We start from the raw sequence: 16044 nt of genomic DNA, 5'->3' as shown, positions 1-16044 counted from the left end.
CCGAGGGGTCAGCGACGCTTGCCCTTCTTGTCGTCCTTCACATGGCCGCGGAACGTGCGGGTGGGGGCGAATTCGCCGAGCTTGTGCCCGACCATCGACTCAGTGATGAACACCGGGACATGCTTGCGTCCATCGTGCACGGCAATCGTGTGTCCGAGCATGTCGGGCACGATCATCGAGCGGCGGGACCACGTCTTGATGACGTTCTTGGTGCCCTTCTCGTTCTCCTTGGCGACCTTCACGAAGAGGTGCTGATCAACGAAAGGGCCCTTCTTGAGGCTGCGTGGCATTAGTCAGGCTCCTTAGCGCTTGTTCTTGCCGGTACGACGACGACGCACGATGAGCTTGTCGCTTTCCTTGTTGGGGCGACGGGTGCGTCCCTCGGGCTTACCGTTGGGGTTGACCGGGTGACGACCACCGGAGGTCTTGCCCTCGCCACCACCGTGCGGGTGGTCCACGGGGTTCATGACCACACCGCGGACGGTCGGGCGGATGCCCTTCCAACGGTTACGTCCGGCCTTGCCCCAGTTGATGTTGGACTGCTCGGCGTTGCCGACCTCGCCCACGGTCGCGCGGCAGCGCACGTCCACGTTGCGGATTTCACCGGAGGGCAGGCGCAGCTGACCGTACTTACCCTCACGGGCGACCAGCTGCACGGATGCGCCGGCGGAACGGGCGAGCTTGGCTCCCCCACCCGGACGCAGCTCCACCGCGTGCAGCACGGTACCCACGGGGATGTTGCGCAGCGGCAGGTTGTTGCCCGGCTTGATGTCGGCGTTGGGGCCAGACTCCACGACGTCGCCCTGACGCAGGCGGTTCGGCGCGATGATGTAGCGCTTGGTGCCGTCCACGTAGTGCAGCAGCGCGATCCGAGCCGTACGGTTCGGGTCGTACTCGATGTGGGCGACCTTCGCGTCCACGCCGTCCTTGTCGTGACGACGGAAGTCAATCACGCGGTACTGGCGCTTGTGCCCGCCACCCTTGTGACGGGTGGTGATGCGGCCGGTGTTATTACGACCGCCCTTCTTGGGCAGCGGACGCACCAGGGACTTCTCGGGCGTGGTGCGCGTGATTTCTACGAAGTCCGCAACCGACGAGCCACGACGGCCCGGGGTTGTCGGCTTGTGCTTACGGATAGCCATGTTTTGAGTTCCTCGTTAAAGTGGTCTCCGCTCAAGAGAGCGGACCGCCGAAGATGTCGATGGAGCCTTCCCGGAGGGACACGATGGCACGCTTGGTGGCCTTACGCTGTCCCCAGCCGAAGCGCGTGCGCTTACGCTTACCGGGACGGTTGAGGGTGTTCACGGACGCGACCTTGACACCGAAGATGTGCTCGATCGCGTACTTGATCTCGGTCTTGTTGGCGGAGGGGGCCACCTGGAAGGTGTACTTGCCCTCGTCGATCAGACCGTAGGACTTCTCGGAGACCACGGGACGGATGATGACGTCGCGCGGGTCCTTGTTGTAGATAACGCTCACTTGGCGTCCTCCTGCTTGCTACCGGACGCGGCTGCGACGAACGAGTCGTAAGCGGCCTTGGTGAAGACCACGTCGTCCGAGACGAGCACGTCGTACGTGTTGAGCTGATCGGCGTACACGGCGTGCACGTTGACCAGGTTGCGCACGGACAGCGCGGCGTTGTCCTCGCCACGGTTCAGCACCACGAGCAGGTTCTTGCGCTCGGTGAGCGAACGCAGCGCCTCCTTGGCGGCCTTCGTGGACGGCTGCTCGCCGCTCACCAGGTCCGCGACCACGTGGATGCGGCCGTTACGGGCCCGGTCCGAGAGGGCACCGCGCAGGGCGGCAGCCTTCATCTTCTTGGGCGTGCGCTGGGAGTAGTCACGCGGCGTGGGGCCGTGCACCACGCCACCGCCGGTCATGTGCGGGGCACGGATGGAGCCCTGACGAGCCCGGCCGGTGCCCTTCTGCTTGAACGGCTTGCGACCGGCGCCGGAGACCTCCGCGCGGGTCTTGGTCTTGTGCGTGCCCTGACGGGCGGCGGCCAGCTGTGCGACGACGACCTGGTGCAGCAGCGCCACGTTGGTCTGGGCGTCGAAGATCTCAGCGGGCAGCTCGACGTTGACGGTTTCAGTTGCCATGAGTATCAGGCTCCCTTCACGGTGGAACGGACGAGGACGACCGATCCCTTGGGGCCCGGCAGGGCGCCCTTGATGAGCAGCAGGGAGTTCTCGGCGTCGACAGCGTGCACGGTCAGGTTCATGGTCGTGTGACGGGCGTTGCCCATCCGGCCGGCCATGCGCATGCCCTTGAACACGCGAGCGGGGTACGATGCGCCGCCGATGGAACCCGGCTTGCGGTGGTTCTTGTGTGCACCGTGGGAGGCGCCCACACCGGCGAAGCCGTGGCGCTTCATGACACCCGCGGTGCCCTTGCCCTTGGTGGTGCCGACGACGTCGACCTTGGCACCGGCCTCGAAGAGCTCGACGGACAGTTCCTGTCCCAGCTCGTACTCAGCGGCGTCGGAAGTACGAAGTTCGACGACATGACGACGGGGCGTCACGCCTGCAGCGGCGAAGTGACCGGCCAGTGGCTTGGTCACCTTGCGGGGATCGATCGCACCGAAGCCGATCTGCACGGCGTTGTAGCCGTCCTTGTCCTCGTTGCGCAGCTGCGTCACGACGTTGGAGTCGGCCTTGACCACGGTCACCGGCACGAACTTCCCGTTCTCGTCCCAGACCTGGGTCATGCCGAGCTTCGTGCCCAGCAGGCCCTTCACCTGGCGTTCGAAAGTGGTAGTCATTGGGGTGCGATCCTTTTTACAGCTTGATTTCGATGTTCACGTCAGCGGGCAGGTCGAGACGCATGAGCGAGTCGACGGCCTTGGGCGTGGGGTCGATGATGTCGATCAGCCGCTTGTGGGTGCGCATCTCGAAATGCTCACGGCTGTCCTTGTACTTGTGCGGCGAGCGGATCACGCAGTACACATTCTTCTCGGTGGGCAGCGGGACGGGTCCCACCACCGTGGCGCCTGCGCGCGTCACCGTCTCAACGATCTTCCGGGCCGAGACGTCGATGACCTCGTGGTCATAGGACTTCAGCCGGATGCGGATTTTTTGTCCCGCCATGGCGTCGTGACTCTCTTTCTTCAAGTACTTCCCTGTATGGAGTCCGCGGACTCCTTGTGCTCGGCGATCGTGCTCGCCACCCCGCACAGACTGAATCCGGAAACTTCCGGGTTCCTCACCCTGTCGGGGCCCCGGCACCCGAACTCGGGCGTGTCGCGCGAGGAGCGCGCCGCCCGGTCCACACAATGATGCGGTGCCGGTTGAAAAATGGTTGTCCGCGGTGATATCTGCGTGGAAGTTCGCTGCATTGCGTTTGCTTCGGTTGCGCGACTGCTCCGCACCCGGTTCTCGCAATGGACTCCACGCGCTCGACCGGCGCACGGAATCCCGCGTCGCTGAGCGAACAACAGCGACCATTCTGCCAGAGATCCGGGGGAGCGCGCAAACCGGCCACGCCCCTACTCCCCCGGTCCGGCGGGCACGCCGCCGCCCGGACATGCGAGAACCCCGCGGTCCTGAATGGACCACGGGGTTCTCGAAGGTTCGACTCAGCGCCTCACCGGATCAACGGGTCTTACTTGTTGATCTTGGTCACACGGCCGGAGCCCACGGTGCGGCCACCCTCACGGATGGCGAAGCCGAGGCCTTCCTCCATGGCGATCGGCTGGATCAGCTCGACCGTCATCTCGGTGTTGTCACCGGGCATGACCATCTCGGTGCCCTCGGGCAGGGTGATGACGCCGGTGACGTCCGTGGTGCGGAAGTAGAACTGCGGGCGGTAGTTCGAGTAGAACGGGTTGTGACGCCCGCCCTCTTCCTTGGACAGGATGTAGACGTTGGCCTCGAAGTCGGTGTGCGGGGTGATGGAACCCGGCTTGCACACGACCTGGCCACGCTCGACGTCGTCGCGCTTGAGACCGCGCAGCAGCAGACCGCAGTTCTCGCCGGCCATGGCCTCGTCCATCTGCTTGTGGAACATCTCGATACCGGTCACCGTGGTCTTCTGCACGGGGCGGATGCCCACGATCTCGACCTCGGAGTTGATCGGCAGGGTACCGCGCTCGGCGCGGCCGGTCACCACGGTGCCGCGACCGGTGATCGTGAAGACGTCCTCGATGGGCATCAGGAAGGGCTTGTCGGTGTCACGCACGGGGTCCGGGACGTTCTCGTCCACGGCCTCCATGAGGTCCTCGACGGACTTGACCCACTCGGCGTCGCCCTCGAGGGCCTTCAGGGCGGAGACGCGCACCACGGGGGCGTTGTCGCCGTCGAAGCCCTGGTCGGACAGCAGCTCGCGGACCTCCATCTCGACGAGGTCGAGCAGCTCTTCGTCGTCGACCATGTCGGACTTGTTCAGCGCCACCAGCAGGTAGGGCACGCCCACCTGGCGGGCGAGCAGGACGTGCTCGCGGGTCTGGGCCATGGGGCCGTCGGTCGCGGCGACCACGAGGATCGCGCCGTCCATCTGAGCAGCACCGGTGATCATGTTCTTCACGTAGTCGGCGTGACCGGGGGCGTCCACGTGGGCGTAGTGACGCTTGTCGGTCTGGTACTCGATGTGAGAGATGTTGATCGTGATGCCGCGCTGCTTCTCCTCCGGGGCGGAGTCGATCGCACCGAAGTCACGCTGCTCGTTGACGTCCGGGTACTTGTCGGCCAGGACCTTGGAGATCGCAGCGGTAAGCGTGGTCTTGCCGTGGTCAACGTGGCCGATGGTGCCAATGTTGAGGTGCGGCTTGGTGCGCTCGAACTTGGCCTTCGCCATGATGTGTTCCTCCTAGAACATTGAGGTGAGACTTGCTCGACTGCTCCGGACCACGGAGCGTGGGACCACAGCGCTTCAGACGCTGCGCGTGTCGAAACCTGTGCAAGTCTACTTCTGGATTACGAATTTACTGAAATCACGGGGCGTGGGCCCCGCCGGCTCACTCGCCGCGGTTCTTCTGGATGATCTCCTCGGCCACGGCCTTGGGGACCTCCGAGTAGCTGTCGAACTCCATCGAGTACACCGCGCGACCCTGGGTCTTGGACCGCAGGTCACCGATGTAGCCGAACATCTCCGACAAGGGCACCAGGGCCTTCACGAGCTTGACACCCGCGACGTCCTCCATGGACTGGATCTGGCCACGGCGGGAGTTCAGGTCACCGATGACGTCACCCATGTACTCTTCCGGGGTACGCACCTCCACGGCCATGAGCGGCTCGAGAAGGACCGGGTTGGCACGCCGGGCACCTTCTTTGAACACCATCGAGCCGGCGATCTTGAACGCCATTTCCGAGGAGTCCACGTCGTGGTAGGCACCGTCGATCAGGGTGGCCTTGACGCCCACCACCGGGTAGCCCGCGAGGATGCCCAACTGCATGGCGTCCTGGATACCGTGGTCCACCGAGGGGATGTACTCGCGCGGCACGCGACCACCGGTCACGGCATTGTCGAACTCGTACAGCTCCTCCGCGTCCAGCGGCAGCGGCTCGAAGGAAACCTGCACCTTGGCGAACTGGCCGGAACCACCGGTCTGCTTCTTGTGGGTGTAGTCGACCTTGTCCACGGCCTTCTTGATGGTCTCGCGGTAGGCCACCTGCGGCTTGCCCACGTTGGCCTCGACCTTGAACTCGCGCTTCATGCGGTCCACCAGGATGTCCAGGTGCAGCTCGCCCATGCCGCCGATCTCGGTCTGGCCGGTCTCGTCGTTGAGGGACACCGTGAAGGTGGGATCCTCCGCGGAGAGCTTCTGGATGGCGGTGGACAGCTTCTCCTGGTCACCCTTGGTCTTGGGCTCGATGGCCACGAAGATCACAGGCTGGGGGAAGCTCATGGACTCCAGCACGATCTGGTTGTTCGGGTCCGAGAGGGTGTCACCGGTGGTGGTGTCCTTCAGACCGATCGCGGCGTAGATGTGACCGGCGGAGATCTCGTCCACCGGGTTTTCCTTGTTGGAGTGCATCTGGAAGAGCTTGCCGATGCGCTCGCGCTTGCCCTTGGTGGAGTTCATGACCTGCTCGCCGGCCTTCGCCTTGCCGGAGTACACGCGGATATACGTGAGCTGGCCGTAGAACGGGTGCGAGGCGACCTTGAACGCCAGCGCCGCGAAGGGGCCGTTGGCGTCCGCGGTGCGGGTCATGACCTCTTCCTCGTCGTTGATGGCGTGGCCCTGCACGTCCTCCACATCGAGCGGGGAGGGCAGGTAGTCCACCACGGCATCGAGCATGGGCTGAACGCCGCGGTTCTTGAACGCCGAGCCACACAGCACGGGGTAGGCCTGGGAGGTGATCGTCAGCTTGCGGATGCCGGCCTTGATCTCGTCCTCGGTGAGCTCCTCGCCGCCGAGGTATTTCTCCATGAGTTCGTCGTCCGCCTCCGCGACGGCCTCGACGAGCTGGTTGCGGTACTCATCCGCGCGGTCCTTCAGGTCCTCGGGGATCTCGCGCGTCTCGTACTTGGCGCCCAGGGAGACGTCACCCTTGGAGTCACCCTCCCACACGAGAGCCTTCATGGTCACCAGGTCGATGACGCCCACGAAGTCGTTCTCGGCACCGATCGGCAGCTGCAGCACGAGCGGGGTCGCGCCCAGGCGGGACTTGATGGTGTCCACGGTGAAGTAGAAGTCGGCGCCCAGCTTGTCCATCTTGTTGACGAAGCAGATGCGGGGCACTTCGTACTTATCGGCCTGGCGCCACACGGTCTCGGACTGGGGCTCCACGCCCTCCTTGCCGTCGAAGACGGCCACGGCGCCGTCGAGCACGCGCAGGGAGCGCTCGACCTCGACCGTGAAGTCCACGTGACCCGGGGTGTCGATGATGTTGATCTGGTAGTCGTGCCAGTAGCACGAGGTCGCGGCGGACGTGATGGTGATGCCGCGTTCCTGCTCCTGAGCCATCCAGTCCATCGTGGATGCACCGTCGTGCGTTTCGCCGAGCTTGTGGTTGATGCCCGTGTAGAACAGGATTCGTTCGGTGGTCGTGGTCTTACCGGCATCGATGTGAGCCATGATGCCGATATTGCGGACCTTCTTGAGGTCGGTAAGCACGTCGAGTGCCACGATGGTTCCCTTCGTAAAAGGTAGTGCCGGGCCCTGGTGTCGGCCCCGCGCAGGGCGGGGCCGACAGGACTACCGAATTTTACCAGCGGTAGTGGGCGAAGGCCTTGTTGGATTCGGCCATCTTGTGGGTGTCCTCGCGGCGCTTCACAGCGGCGCCGAGGCCGTTGGAGGCGTCGAGGATCTCGTTCTGCAGACGCTCGGTCATGGTGTTCTCACGACGCGCCTTGGAGTAGCCCACGAGCCAGCGCAGGGACAGCGCCTGGGCGCGGCCTGCCTTGACCTCGACCGGCACCTGGTAGGTGGCGCCACCAACACGACGGGAGCGGACCTCGAGGGCCGGCTTGACGTTGTCGAGGGCCTTCTTCAGGGTGGCCACGGGATCGGAGTTGGTCTTGTTGCGCACACCCTCGAGGGCACCGTAGACGATGCGCTCGGCGGTGGACTTCTTGCCGTCCTGCAGGACCTTGTTGATCAGCTGCGTGACCACGGGCGAGCCGTAGACGGGATCGACGACGAGGGGGCGCTTGGGAGCGGGACCTTTACGAGGCATTACTTCTTCTCCTTCTTCGCGCCGTAGCGGGAGCGAGCCTGCTGACGGCCCTTGACACCCTGGGTGTCGAGCGCGCCGCGCACGATCTTGTAACGGACACCCGGCAGGTCCTTCACACGACCACCGCGCACGAGCACGATGGAGTGTTCCTGAAGGTTGTGACCCTCACCCGGGATGTAGGCGGTGACTTCCACGCCGCCGTTGAGCTTCACACGGGCCACCTTGCGCAGCGCCGAGTTCGGCTTCTTGGGGGTCGTGGTGAACACGCGGGTGCAGACGCCGCGCTTCATGGGGTTGCCCTTGAGCGCGGGGGCCTTGGTCTTCACGACCTTGGAGTGCCGGCCCTTGCGGACCAGTTGCTGGATAGTTGGCACAGTGCCTCCTGTTGGAACGGGACCGGCGGTGGCCGCCCCCCGTTGATGGCGGAATATTGATCCCGGGCCCGCCGGGACGGATCAGCATTAGTGACCGCGACGAAACCGTGTCCGAGCATGACGAAAGATGGCATCTAGGTACAAGGTGCGTACCACAGGACGGTGTCCGATTTGCCATCTGAGGATTGCCCGGAATGGAGCAATTCTTCCTCAGCATAGCAGCTCGCGCCTCAGGAGGGAAAATCGCTTTTGCCGGAGGTCACGACGTCTGCCGACAGGGCGGCGGCGCACCGTTGCAGTGCGGGGACCACGCGGCGGTCCGGGTGTTCCACGTCCCCGGATCCGAGGCCCACGCGCATGGACACGTTGATCGCGGCCACCACCGCTCCCGCGCCGTCCGTCACCGGCACGGCCACGGAGCGCAGCCCGAGTTCGAGTTCCTGGTCCACCACGGCGTGGCCGGCACGACGCACGGCGGCGATCTGCGCCCGCAGCTGCGTGTGGTCCGTGAGTGTCAGCGGGGTCAGGCTGCGTGGTTGCGCCCGCTCGAGCAGTTCCGCGAGCTCCTCGGGGGGCAGTGCCGCGAGCAGGACCCGGCCCATGGAGGTTGCGTACGCCGGGAACCTCGTGCCGAGCGAGATGCTCACGCTCATGATCCGCTGGGTGGCCACGCGCGCGACGTAGACGATCTCCGCGCCGTCGAGCACGGACATGGATGTGGATTCCCCGAGCTCCTCCGACAACGAGCGCAGGTGGGGCTGGGCCAGTTGCGGCAGCGACAGCGCGGAGAGATAGGAGTAGCCCAGGCTCAGTACCTTGGGCGTGAGTTCGAAGCGCCGCCCGTCCGAGCGCACGTAACCCAGGGACTCGAGCGTGAGCAGGAACCGACGGGCGGTCGCGCGGGTCAGCTGGGTCTGCCGGGCCACCTCGGACAGGCTCATGGCGGGGCGTTCGGCGTCGAACGCCCCGATCACGGCGAGCCCGCGCGCGAGCGACTGCACGAAACCGTCCCCGGGGGCGGAGTCGTTGCTACCGGTCGTGGTGACCACCCTCTCTCCCCCACGACGCCGCGTGGGTCACTGATCGACACGGCGATGGCACCGCGAACGGTCCGCGCGACACCATCGGCACACTACCCGGCAGACTACCGCGCGGGTCACTGGGCGGGGGTCAGCTCCACCTCCACCTGCTGGGCGAGTTCGTCGAAGCCGACACCGAAGGTCTCGCGCACCGTGACCTTGCCGTCCTCGAGGAGGAACACGCCGAGGTCCGTGTAGATCCGGGACACGCAGCCCACGCCCGTGAGCGGCATGGTGCACTCCTTCACGAGCTTCGACTGACCCTTCTTGGCCTTCAGGGTCATCATCACGAAGGTCTGCTTGGCGCCGGTGGCGAGGTCCATGGCACCGCCCACGGCGGGGATCGCGTCCGGCTTACCGGTGTGCCAGTTGGCGAGGTTGCCTTGCTGGTCCACCTGGAACGCACCCAGCACGCAGCAGTCCAGGTGACCGCCGCGCATCATGGCGAACGAGTCTGCGTGGTGGAAGTACGAGCAGCCCTCGGTCTCGACCACGGGGATCTTGCCGGCGTTGATCAGGTCCGGGTCCACCTCGTCCCCGTGGGCCTCCGCACCCATCCCGAGCATCCCGTTCTCGGTGTGCAGGGTGACGTCGTCCTCGGCGCTGAGGTAGTTGGAGACCAGGGTGGGCTGGCCGATGCCCAGGTTCACGTACGCCCCGGCGGGGATGTCCCGCGCCACGACCTCCGCGAGTTCCTCCGGGCTCAACGGGTGATCACTGTTCTGCGGAACGCTCATGCCGCACCTTCCTCTCGCGGGTCCTGCTGCTGGGGCCGGTTGATCTGCACCACGGTGTCCACGTAGATCCCCGGGGTCACCACGACCTCGGGATCGATCTGCCCGCGCTCCACGATGTCGCCGACCTGCACGATGGAGTGCGTGGCCGCCGCAGCCATGATGGGGCCGAAGTTGCGCGCCGTCTTGCGGTACACGAGGTTGCCGGCCTTGTCCGCCCGATACGCCTTGGTCAGGGAGAAGTCCGCGTGGATGGGGTACTCGAGCACCTGGTGCTTGCCGTCCAGCTCGCGCACCTCCTTGCCCTCGGCCAGGGGCGTGCCGTAACCGGTGGGCGTGAAGAACGCCCCAATCCCGGCACCGGCGGCGCGGATCCGCTCGGCGAGATTGCCCTGCGGGACGACCTCGAGCTCGATCTCACCGGCGCGGTACTTCTCATCGAAGTGCCACGAGTCCGACTGGCGCGGGAACGAGCAGATGATCTTCTGCACGCGGCCCAGCTGGATCAGCTTGGCGAGACCCACGTCCCCGTTGCCGGCGTTGTTGTTCACGACCGTGAGGTCCTTGGCGCCGTGTTCGATCAGGGCGTCGATGAGTTCCACGGGCTGACCGGCCACACCGAAGCCGCCGATCATCACGCACGCACCGTCGTGGATGAGCTCCACGGCCGCCGCGGCGCTGTCTGCAATGTTGAGCATGGTGTGCCTTTCTCGAAAAGGTTGGAGGGGTCTCAGCCCTGGGCGTTTTCGTTCTCGAGCACCACCGCGAGGCCCTGCCCCACGCCGATGCACAGGCTGGCCACACCCCAGCGCTGCCCGCTCTCCTGCAACCGGCGGGCCAGGGTCCCCAACACGCGGGTCCCGGAGGCGCCGAGCGGGTGGCCGATCGCGATGGCCCCGCCCCACTGGTTGACGATGCTCTGGTCCACACCCCACTGGCGCAGGCACGCAAGCGACTGCACGGCGAAGGCCTCGTTGAGTTCCACGGCGGCGACGTCGTCCCACGTGATCCCCGCGCGGCGCACGGCGATGTTGGCCGCCTCCACGGGCGCCTCACCGAAGAACTGTGGTTCGTTGGCGGCGGCACCGCGGCCGGCGATACGGGCGATGGGCTCTCGACCGAGCAGCTGCGCACCGCGCTCGCTGCCGAGCCACACGGCGGACGCGCCGTCGTTCATGGGAGAGGAGTTACCGGCGGTGACGGTCGCGTTGTCACCGCTGCGGAACACGGTGCGCAGACCGGCGAGCGTCTCCGGGGTGGAGTCCCCGCGCACGGTTTCGTCCCGGGTGAGCTCCACGCCCTTCTTGGTGTTGGGTGCCACGCTGACCGTGATGTCGTCGTACTTGCCCTCGTCCCACGCCTTGGCCGCAAGCTGGTGGGAGGTGGCCGCGAACGCGTCCTGGTCCTCGCGCGAGATGCCGTGCTTCTCGCGCAACTGCTCGGTGGCCTCACCGAGGGACACCGTCCACTCGCTCGGCATGTCCGGGTTCACGAGGCGCCAGCCCAGGGTCGTGTTGGCGAGCTCGAGGTTCTGCATGGGGTAGGGCCGCTCGGTCTTGGGCAGCACCCACGGCGCGCGGGACATGGACTCGACGCCGCCCACGAGCAGCAAGTCCCCTTCCCCCACCTCGATCTGACGGGAGCCCATCATCGCGGCGTCCAGGGACGAACCGCACAACCGGTTGATCGTGGAGCCGGGAACGGACACGGGCAGACCCGCGAGCAGCGTGGCCATGCGCGCCACGTTGCGGTTCTCCTCACCGGCGCCGTTGGCGTTGCCTAAGTAGACCTCATCGATCGTGGCGGGGTCCAGCTCGGGTGCGCGCTCCACGAGCGTGCGCACCACGAGGGCCGCGAGGTCGTCGGGACGGTGGCTCGCGAGCGCGCCTCCCACCTTCCCGAACGGGGTACGGATGGCGTCGTAGACGTATGCGTGGTTCATGGGGATCCTCACCGTGGTAACTCACCCGGCCGCGGCCGGGGCGGCGCCGGGCTCGGGTGTCCGGTCACCGCGTTGCATGTGTTCAGTCTAGAGCGCGGTGCTCGCCATGTGAACACTTGTTCGCATGACGAACAATTCCGGTCAGCCCGAGTACTCCGACAGCGCCTTCTGCGCGTGCTTGAACGCGTTATTGGCGGACGGGACGGAGAGGTAGACCGCGGACTGCAGCAGGATCTCCTTGATCTCGTCCTTGCTCAGCCCGTTGCGCAACGCCGCCTTGACGTGCATCTCGAACTCCTCCCAGTGACCGGCGGCGATCAGCGCGGTCAACACGCACGCGCTGCGCATCCGGCGGTCCAGACCGGGCCGGGTCCAGATCTCACCCCACGCGTAGCGCGAGATGAAGTCCTGGAAGTCCTCCGTGAACTCGGTCTTGCCGGACTCCGCGCGGTCCACGTGGGCGTCCGAGAGCACCTCCCGGCGCACGGTCATCCCGTCCTGCAGGGCCTGTGCTTCGGTGCGTTGCGAGCGTGGGTTCATGTCTGTTCCTCGTTCCTGGTCTCGTGCTGGTTCGTGTCGTCGTTCCCGAGGTCGTGGCCCGTCATGCCGCGTCCCGTGAATCCGTGTCTCGTGCGCTTGCGGCTCCCCGCAGGTGCCGCGGATCGATCGAGCGCGCGTGGACCGCGTCAGCGCGCGGCCGCCACGAGCTCCGCGATCGTGTGGGCCACGAGCTCGGGTGCGGCCACAGGTACGAGGTGGGCGGCGTCGTCGACGACCTCACAGCGCGCGTGCAGCGCGTCCGCGAGACCCTGGGCGACGTCGGGCCCCACCATGGCGTCCTGCGCACCGGCCACGACTGCGGTGGGGACGGACGCTGGGCGCGTGCGCTCCCGCAGGTCGAAACCACCCAGCGCACGGCAGGCCGCGGCGTAACTGAACCGGTCCGTCCCCTGCAGGTCGTGCAGCAACGGGGTCCCGCGTTCCGAGTGCTCGGCCAGGAAATCGGGGGCGAACCACGCCTTGGCACACCCGATCACCTGGGTGGGTGTGCCGGCACTCGCCACGAGCTCGGCGCGCTCGCGCCACATCCGCGGGTCCGGGAAGTAGTTGCTCGTGGCGATCAACGCCGCGGACGCCACCCGCTCGGGATCCTGGGCGAGCAATTGCTGCACCGCCGCTCCCCCGATCGAGGTCCCCGCCATGTGCCACGACCGCGCACCGGCGTGCTCGGTGACGGCGTCCGCCACGGCGCGGGCGAGTTCTCCGAGCGTGAATTCCTGCGCGGGATCGCTGACCCCGTGGCCCGGAAGGTCCCAGCCGATCACGTGGAACCGCTCGGCCAGCAGCGGGGCCACGGCCGCGTAGAGATGGGTGACCGAGGTGCCCAGTGCGGGGCCGAGCACCACGAGGGGCGCACCCTCCGCGAGGTCCTGCGGTCGGGTGAATTCCACGAGCCCCGGTGCGGGAACCGTCATGCCGTCGTCCTTTCCTCGTGCCGGGCCACGGCCCGGTCACACAGTTCGCCCGACGCGCCCAGGTAACCGCGCGGGTCCAGCAGGCTCCGGACCCAGCGGGTCACGGACTGCGGATCCCCGACAGACACTCCCTCGGGCAGAGTCGGGTCCTCTTCCGCCGCGATCTCCCGCGCCAGGGCGCTCGCGAGCGCGTCCGCGTCCCACGGCTCAGCGCGCACCGCGGCCTGCACGCGCTGCTTCGCGTTCTTGCCCTCGCGCTCGCTCAGCACCGGCGCGAGTGCCGCGCCCAGCCGTTCCGCCATCACGCCCGTTCCCGCGCGCTCGAGGTTCTGCGCCATGCGCTCGGTGTCCACCGTGAGCCCCCCGGCCAACTCGGCAGCGTGCGACGACGCCGCGGTCGCCAGTACCGCGAGCTCGCGCAACGCGGCCCATTCGGCATGCCAGCCGCCGTCCGGGCGTTCGTCGTCCGCGGCGCTCGCACCCGCGAACACCTGGGACAGCAGCCCCGGGGCCGCGATGCCCGTGCGCTTGAGCAGCACGCTCAGCACGGGGTTCTGCTTCTGCGGCATGGCCGAGGAAACACCTCGCCCCTCCGCGGTGGGTTCGCGCAGCTCCCCCACCTCCGGCCGGGACATCATGAGGACGTCGTTGGCCATGCGGGCCAGCGCGGCGGTGGTCTGCGCGTAGCCGCTCGCGACCCGCAGCACCGGCACGCGGTCGGTGTGCCACACACCGTTCGGCAGCTCCAGGCCGAGCTCGTCCGCCCAGTGGCCCAGCAAATCGGTGACCCGCCCGAAAGTCTGCTCCGACGTTCCGCCATCGGAGCAGCGGGCCATCGTGGCGGCCAGGCTCCCGGACGCCCCGCCGTACGACACGGGAAGCCGTGCGGCGAGTACGGCGTCCACGGCGTCGTCGACCGCTGCGAGCCACGAGGCGGCCTTGAGACCGAAAGAAATGGGGAGTGCGTGCTGGGTGAGGGTCCGTCCGACCATCACGGTGTCGCGGTGCTCAGCCACGATGCGAGCGAGAGCGTCCCCCGTGCGAGCGAGGTGCGCGAGGATGCTCAAGCGGACGTCACGCATCACCAGCGCGAGGGCCGTGTCCATGACGTCCTGGCTGGTCAACGAGGCGTGCACCGCACTAATCGGCGCGCCGTTCTCCTCGGTGACCGCTGCACGGTAGGCCGCGAGCAGGGGGATCACGGGATTGCCTCCGCCCTCGGACGCGACCGCGAGGTCGTTCAGGGCCGCTTCGTCGAGCGCCACGCTTTCAGCTGCGGCGTGGGCCGCCCGAGCGGCGCCGGGCGCAACGAGCCCGGACCGCGACTGGGCCGCGACCCACGCGTCCTCCACACGGAGGATCGCGCGGGCCACGGCACGGTCGTCGGCGAGCTCTGCGGCTCGGTGGCTCCCCGGAGTGAGAAGACCGGTGAAGATCATCAGATCCCCGGGTAGGCCAGGAACACGGTCTCGCGGTCCCCCTGCAGGTGCACGTCGAAGTGCAACGAGCCGTCCGACTGACGCTCTGCGATCATCGTGGCGCGTTCGGCCTCGGACAGCGAGGACAGCAGCGGATCGTTGGTCAGTGCGTCCGTATCCTCGGGGAGGTACACGCGGGTGAACAGTCGGTTCAGCAGACCGCGCGCGAACACCGTGAGGCAGATGAACGGGGCCTTGCCGTCCTCGGTGGGGCCGGGGTTGACCGTGGTGAAGTCGTAGTGCCCCACGTTGTCCACCGCCACGCGGCCGAAACCGGTGAAGGTGTAGCCGTCCCGCTTGAGCGAACCGGGCTCCTGCGAGACCTGGCCGTTCTCGTCCGCCTGCCAGATCTCGAGCATGGAGTCCGGAACCGGCGTGCCGTGGCCGTCATACACCGTGCCGTGCAGGCGCACGGCGTTCGGGTGCGAACGATCCACGAGGAACTCCCCGCCCTCGTAGGGCAGCGCGTAGCCGTAGAAGGGTCCGATGGTCTGGCCCGGGGTGGGCACCAGGCGCTCAGTGTTCTCAGACATTGCTGTCGTCCTCCGTCCAGGTTCGGTTCGAACCGCTCAGCACGATGTCCCAGCGGTAACCGAGCAGCCATTCGTGCTCGGAGATGTCGTGGTCGTAGTCCGCCACGAGACGCTCGCGCGCCTTGGGGTCCACGATCGACTGGTAGATGGGGTCCAACGCGAACAGCGGGTCACCCGGGAAGTACATCTGGGTGATCATGCGCTGCGTGAAGTCCGTGCCGAACAGCGAGAAGTGCACGTGCGCGGGGCGCCACGCGTTGAGGTGGTTCTTCCACGGGTACGGGCCCGGCTTAATGGTGATGAACGAGTAGGAACCGTCGTCACCCGTCAGACAGCGGCCCACGCCCGTGAAGTTCGGGTCGATCGGGGCCGGGTGCTGATCGCGCTTGTGGATGTAGCGACCGGCGGCGTTGGCCTGCCAGATCTCCACGAGCTGGTTGCGCACGGGGCGGCCGTCGCCGTCCAGGATGCGCCCGGAGATCCGGATCCGCTCACCGATGGGCTCGCCGCCGTCCTGGATTGTCAGATCCGACTCCAGCGCGTGCACGTCCCGCTGGCCGAAGGCCGGCGCGTAGAGCTCGATGGTCTCCGGGTCCGCGTGACGGGGGTCCTTGGTGGGGTGACGCAGGATCGAGCTGCGGTACGGGGCGTAGTCCAGACGAGGCTGGGTCTCCTCCGTGCCAGCCTTCTCGTACTGCTTGCTGATGGCGGCCATCTCGTCGTTGAGTTGGTTCTGGGTGTCGGCGGCGTCGTCCGCGCCCTTGACGTACGGCGGGTCGAAGGTGTCGTCGTTCTCGGTGGTCATGATCATCT

19 protein-coding genes are annotated in these 16044 nt (G+C 66.9%); all 19 read right to left on the bottom strand.

Annotated elements, in window-relative coordinates; translation table 11 throughout:
• Nucleotides 1-8 precede the first annotated feature (8 nt).
• On the bottom strand, nucleotides 9-290 hold the full coding sequence (gene rpsS, locus HBK84_RS03385) for a 30S ribosomal protein S19 (protein WP_035959716.1): 282 nt from the start codon (nucleotides 288-290) through the stop codon (nucleotides 9-11).
• A gap of 12 nt (nucleotides 291-302) precedes the next feature.
• Entirely contained in the window at nucleotides 303-1142 is an 840-nt protein-coding gene (gene rplB, locus HBK84_RS03380; RefSeq protein ID WP_035959718.1) for a 50S ribosomal protein L2, read from the bottom strand.
• Nucleotides 1143-1173: 31 nt separating this feature from the next.
• The gene (gene rplW / locus HBK84_RS03375) at nucleotides 1174-1479 is read right to left on the bottom strand and encodes a 50S ribosomal protein L23 (RefSeq protein WP_035959727.1); all 306 of its coding nucleotides are present in this window, start codon (nucleotides 1477-1479) and stop codon (nucleotides 1174-1176) included.
• Nucleotides 1476-2099 carry a 50S ribosomal protein L4 gene (gene rplD, locus HBK84_RS03370; RefSeq protein WP_035959733.1) on the bottom strand — a complete coding sequence of 208 codons (624 nt, stop codon included), beginning with the start codon at nucleotides 2097-2099 and terminating at the stop codon, nucleotides 1476-1478. Before rplD ends, rplW begins: the two co-directional genes overlap by 4 nt.
• Before the next feature lie 5 nt (nucleotides 2100-2104).
• Nucleotides 2105-2761 carry a 50S ribosomal protein L3 gene (rplC, locus tag HBK84_RS03365; RefSeq protein ID WP_035959743.1) on the bottom strand — a complete coding sequence of 219 codons (657 nt, stop codon included), beginning with the start codon at nucleotides 2759-2761 and terminating at the stop codon, nucleotides 2105-2107.
• A gap of 16 nt (nucleotides 2762-2777) precedes the next feature.
• Nucleotides 2778-3086 (bottom strand): 30S ribosomal protein S10, encoded by a 309-nt coding sequence (gene rpsJ / locus HBK84_RS03360; RefSeq protein ID WP_003803825.1) that lies wholly within the window; start codon nucleotides 3084-3086, stop codon nucleotides 2778-2780.
• 514 nt (nucleotides 3087-3600) lie between these two features.
• Nucleotides 3601-4791: an elongation factor Tu gene (tuf, locus tag HBK84_RS03355; RefSeq protein ID WP_064845211.1), complete on the bottom strand. Its 1191-nt coding sequence runs from the start codon at nucleotides 4789-4791 to the stop codon at nucleotides 3601-3603.
• A 160-nt stretch (nucleotides 4792-4951) separates the two neighbouring features.
• Nucleotides 4952-7066: an elongation factor G gene (fusA, locus tag HBK84_RS03350; protein WP_085106407.1), complete on the bottom strand. Its 2115-nt coding sequence runs from the start codon at nucleotides 7064-7066 to the stop codon at nucleotides 4952-4954.
• Nucleotides 7067-7145: 79 nt separating this feature from the next.
• The gene (gene rpsG, locus HBK84_RS03345; RefSeq protein ID WP_064845213.1) at nucleotides 7146-7616 is read right to left on the bottom strand and encodes a 30S ribosomal protein S7; all 471 of its coding nucleotides are present in this window, start codon (nucleotides 7614-7616) and stop codon (nucleotides 7146-7148) included.
• Nucleotides 7616-7990 carry a 30S ribosomal protein S12 gene (gene rpsL / locus HBK84_RS03340; RefSeq protein WP_012397684.1) on the bottom strand — a complete coding sequence of 125 codons (375 nt, stop codon included), beginning with the start codon at nucleotides 7988-7990 and terminating at the stop codon, nucleotides 7616-7618. The genes rpsG and rpsL overlap by 1 nt, the downstream gene beginning before the upstream one ends.
• A 230-nt stretch (nucleotides 7991-8220) precedes the next feature.
• Nucleotides 8221-9039 carry an IclR family transcriptional regulator C-terminal domain-containing protein gene (locus HBK84_RS03335; protein WP_240919083.1) on the bottom strand — a complete coding sequence of 273 codons (819 nt, stop codon included), beginning with the start codon at nucleotides 9037-9039 and terminating at the stop codon, nucleotides 8221-8223.
• A 107-nt stretch (nucleotides 9040-9146) separates the two neighbouring features.
• Complete coding sequence (locus tag HBK84_RS03330) at nucleotides 9147-9806, bottom strand: 3-oxoacid CoA-transferase subunit B (RefSeq protein ID WP_167318190.1); 660 nt, start codon at nucleotides 9804-9806, stop codon at nucleotides 9147-9149.
• Nucleotides 9803-10501 carry a 3-oxoacid CoA-transferase subunit A gene (locus HBK84_RS03325; RefSeq protein WP_167318189.1) on the bottom strand — a complete coding sequence of 233 codons (699 nt, stop codon included), beginning with the start codon at nucleotides 10499-10501 and terminating at the stop codon, nucleotides 9803-9805. Before HBK84_RS03325 ends, HBK84_RS03330 begins: the two co-directional genes overlap by 4 nt.
• Before the next feature lie 32 nt (nucleotides 10502-10533).
• Nucleotides 10534-11745 carry a thiolase family protein gene (locus HBK84_RS03320; RefSeq protein WP_085106404.1) on the bottom strand — a complete coding sequence of 404 codons (1212 nt, stop codon included), beginning with the start codon at nucleotides 11743-11745 and terminating at the stop codon, nucleotides 10534-10536.
• Nucleotides 11746-11886: 141 nt separating this feature from the next.
• Nucleotides 11887-12285 carry a carboxymuconolactone decarboxylase family protein gene (locus tag HBK84_RS03315; RefSeq protein ID WP_167318188.1) on the bottom strand — a complete coding sequence of 133 codons (399 nt, stop codon included), beginning with the start codon at nucleotides 12283-12285 and terminating at the stop codon, nucleotides 11887-11889.
• 146 nt (nucleotides 12286-12431) lie between these two features.
• On the bottom strand, nucleotides 12432-13220 hold the full coding sequence (locus HBK84_RS03310; RefSeq protein WP_167318187.1) for an alpha/beta fold hydrolase: 789 nt from the start codon (nucleotides 13218-13220) through the stop codon (nucleotides 12432-12434).
• Nucleotides 13217-14659, bottom strand: a complete 1443-nt coding sequence (locus HBK84_RS03305; RefSeq protein ID WP_167318186.1) for a lyase family protein — start codon at nucleotides 14657-14659, stop codon at nucleotides 13217-13219. Before HBK84_RS03305 ends, HBK84_RS03310 begins: the two co-directional genes overlap by 4 nt.
• Complete coding sequence (gene pcaG / locus HBK84_RS03300; RefSeq protein WP_064845221.1) at nucleotides 14659-15231, bottom strand: protocatechuate 3,4-dioxygenase subunit alpha; 573 nt, start codon at nucleotides 15229-15231, stop codon at nucleotides 14659-14661. The genes HBK84_RS03305 and pcaG overlap by 1 nt, the downstream gene beginning before the upstream one ends.
• A complete protein-coding gene (pcaH, locus tag HBK84_RS03295) occupies nucleotides 15224-16036 on the bottom strand; it encodes a protocatechuate 3,4-dioxygenase subunit beta (protein ID WP_085106480.1) in 813 nt (270 codons plus the stop codon). Before pcaH ends, pcaG begins: the two co-directional genes overlap by 8 nt.
• Nucleotides 16037-16044: the final 8 nt, after the last annotated feature.

This window comes from Kocuria sp. KD4 (assembly GCF_011769905.1).
Classification (GTDB): Bacteria; Actinomycetota; Actinomycetes; order Actinomycetales; family Micrococcaceae; genus Kocuria; species Kocuria marina.
Note: the sequence above shows the minus strand (reverse complement) of the source record. Positions and strands in the feature narration are given on the sequence as shown.

Coding starts and splice junctions, on each gene's coding strand:
- pcaH (WP_085106480.1), bottom strand. CDS start 16,036: ATGACCACCGAGAACGACGACACCTTCGACCCGCCGTACGTCAAGGGC.
- HBK84_RS03310 (WP_167318187.1), bottom strand. CDS start 13,220: ATGACGGTTCCCGCACCGGGGCTCGTGGAATTCACCCGACCGCAGGAC.
- rplD (WP_035959733.1), bottom strand. CDS start 2,099: ATGGCAACTGAAACCGTCAACGTCGAGCTGCCCGCTGAGATCTTCGAC.
- rpsJ (WP_003803825.1), bottom strand. CDS start 3,086: ATGGCGGGACAAAAAATCCGCATCCGGCTGAAGTCCTATGACCACGAG.
- HBK84_RS03330 (WP_167318190.1), bottom strand. CDS start 9,806: ATGAGCGTTCCGCAGAACAGTGATCACCCGTTGAGCCCGGAGGAACTC.
- tuf (WP_064845211.1), bottom strand. CDS start 4,791: ATGGCGAAGGCCAAGTTCGAGCGCACCAAGCCGCACCTCAACATTGGC.
- pcaG (WP_064845221.1), bottom strand. CDS start 15,231: ATGTCTGAGAACACTGAGCGCCTGGTGCCCACCCCGGGCCAGACCATC.
- HBK84_RS03320 (WP_085106404.1), bottom strand. CDS start 11,745: ATGAACCACGCATACGTCTACGACGCCATCCGTACCCCGTTCGGGAAG.
- HBK84_RS03315 (WP_167318188.1), bottom strand. CDS start 12,285: ATGAACCCACGCTCGCAACGCACCGAAGCACAGGCCCTGCAGGACGGG.
- rplB (WP_035959718.1), bottom strand. CDS start 1,142: ATGGCTATCCGTAAGCACAAGCCGACAACCCCGGGCCGTCGTGGCTCG.
- rplC (WP_035959743.1), bottom strand. CDS start 2,761: ATGACTACCACTTTCGAACGCCAGGTGAAGGGCCTGCTGGGCACGAAG.
- rpsS (WP_035959716.1), bottom strand. CDS start 290: ATGCCACGCAGCCTCAAGAAGGGCCCTTTCGTTGATCAGCACCTCTTC.
- rpsG (WP_064845213.1), bottom strand. CDS start 7,616: ATGCCTCGTAAAGGTCCCGCTCCCAAGCGCCCCCTCGTCGTCGATCCC.
- HBK84_RS03325 (WP_167318189.1), bottom strand. CDS start 10,501: ATGCTCAACATTGCAGACAGCGCCGCGGCGGCCGTGGAGCTCATCCAC.
- HBK84_RS03305 (WP_167318186.1), bottom strand. CDS start 14,659: ATGATCTTCACCGGTCTTCTCACTCCGGGGAGCCACCGAGCCGCAGAG.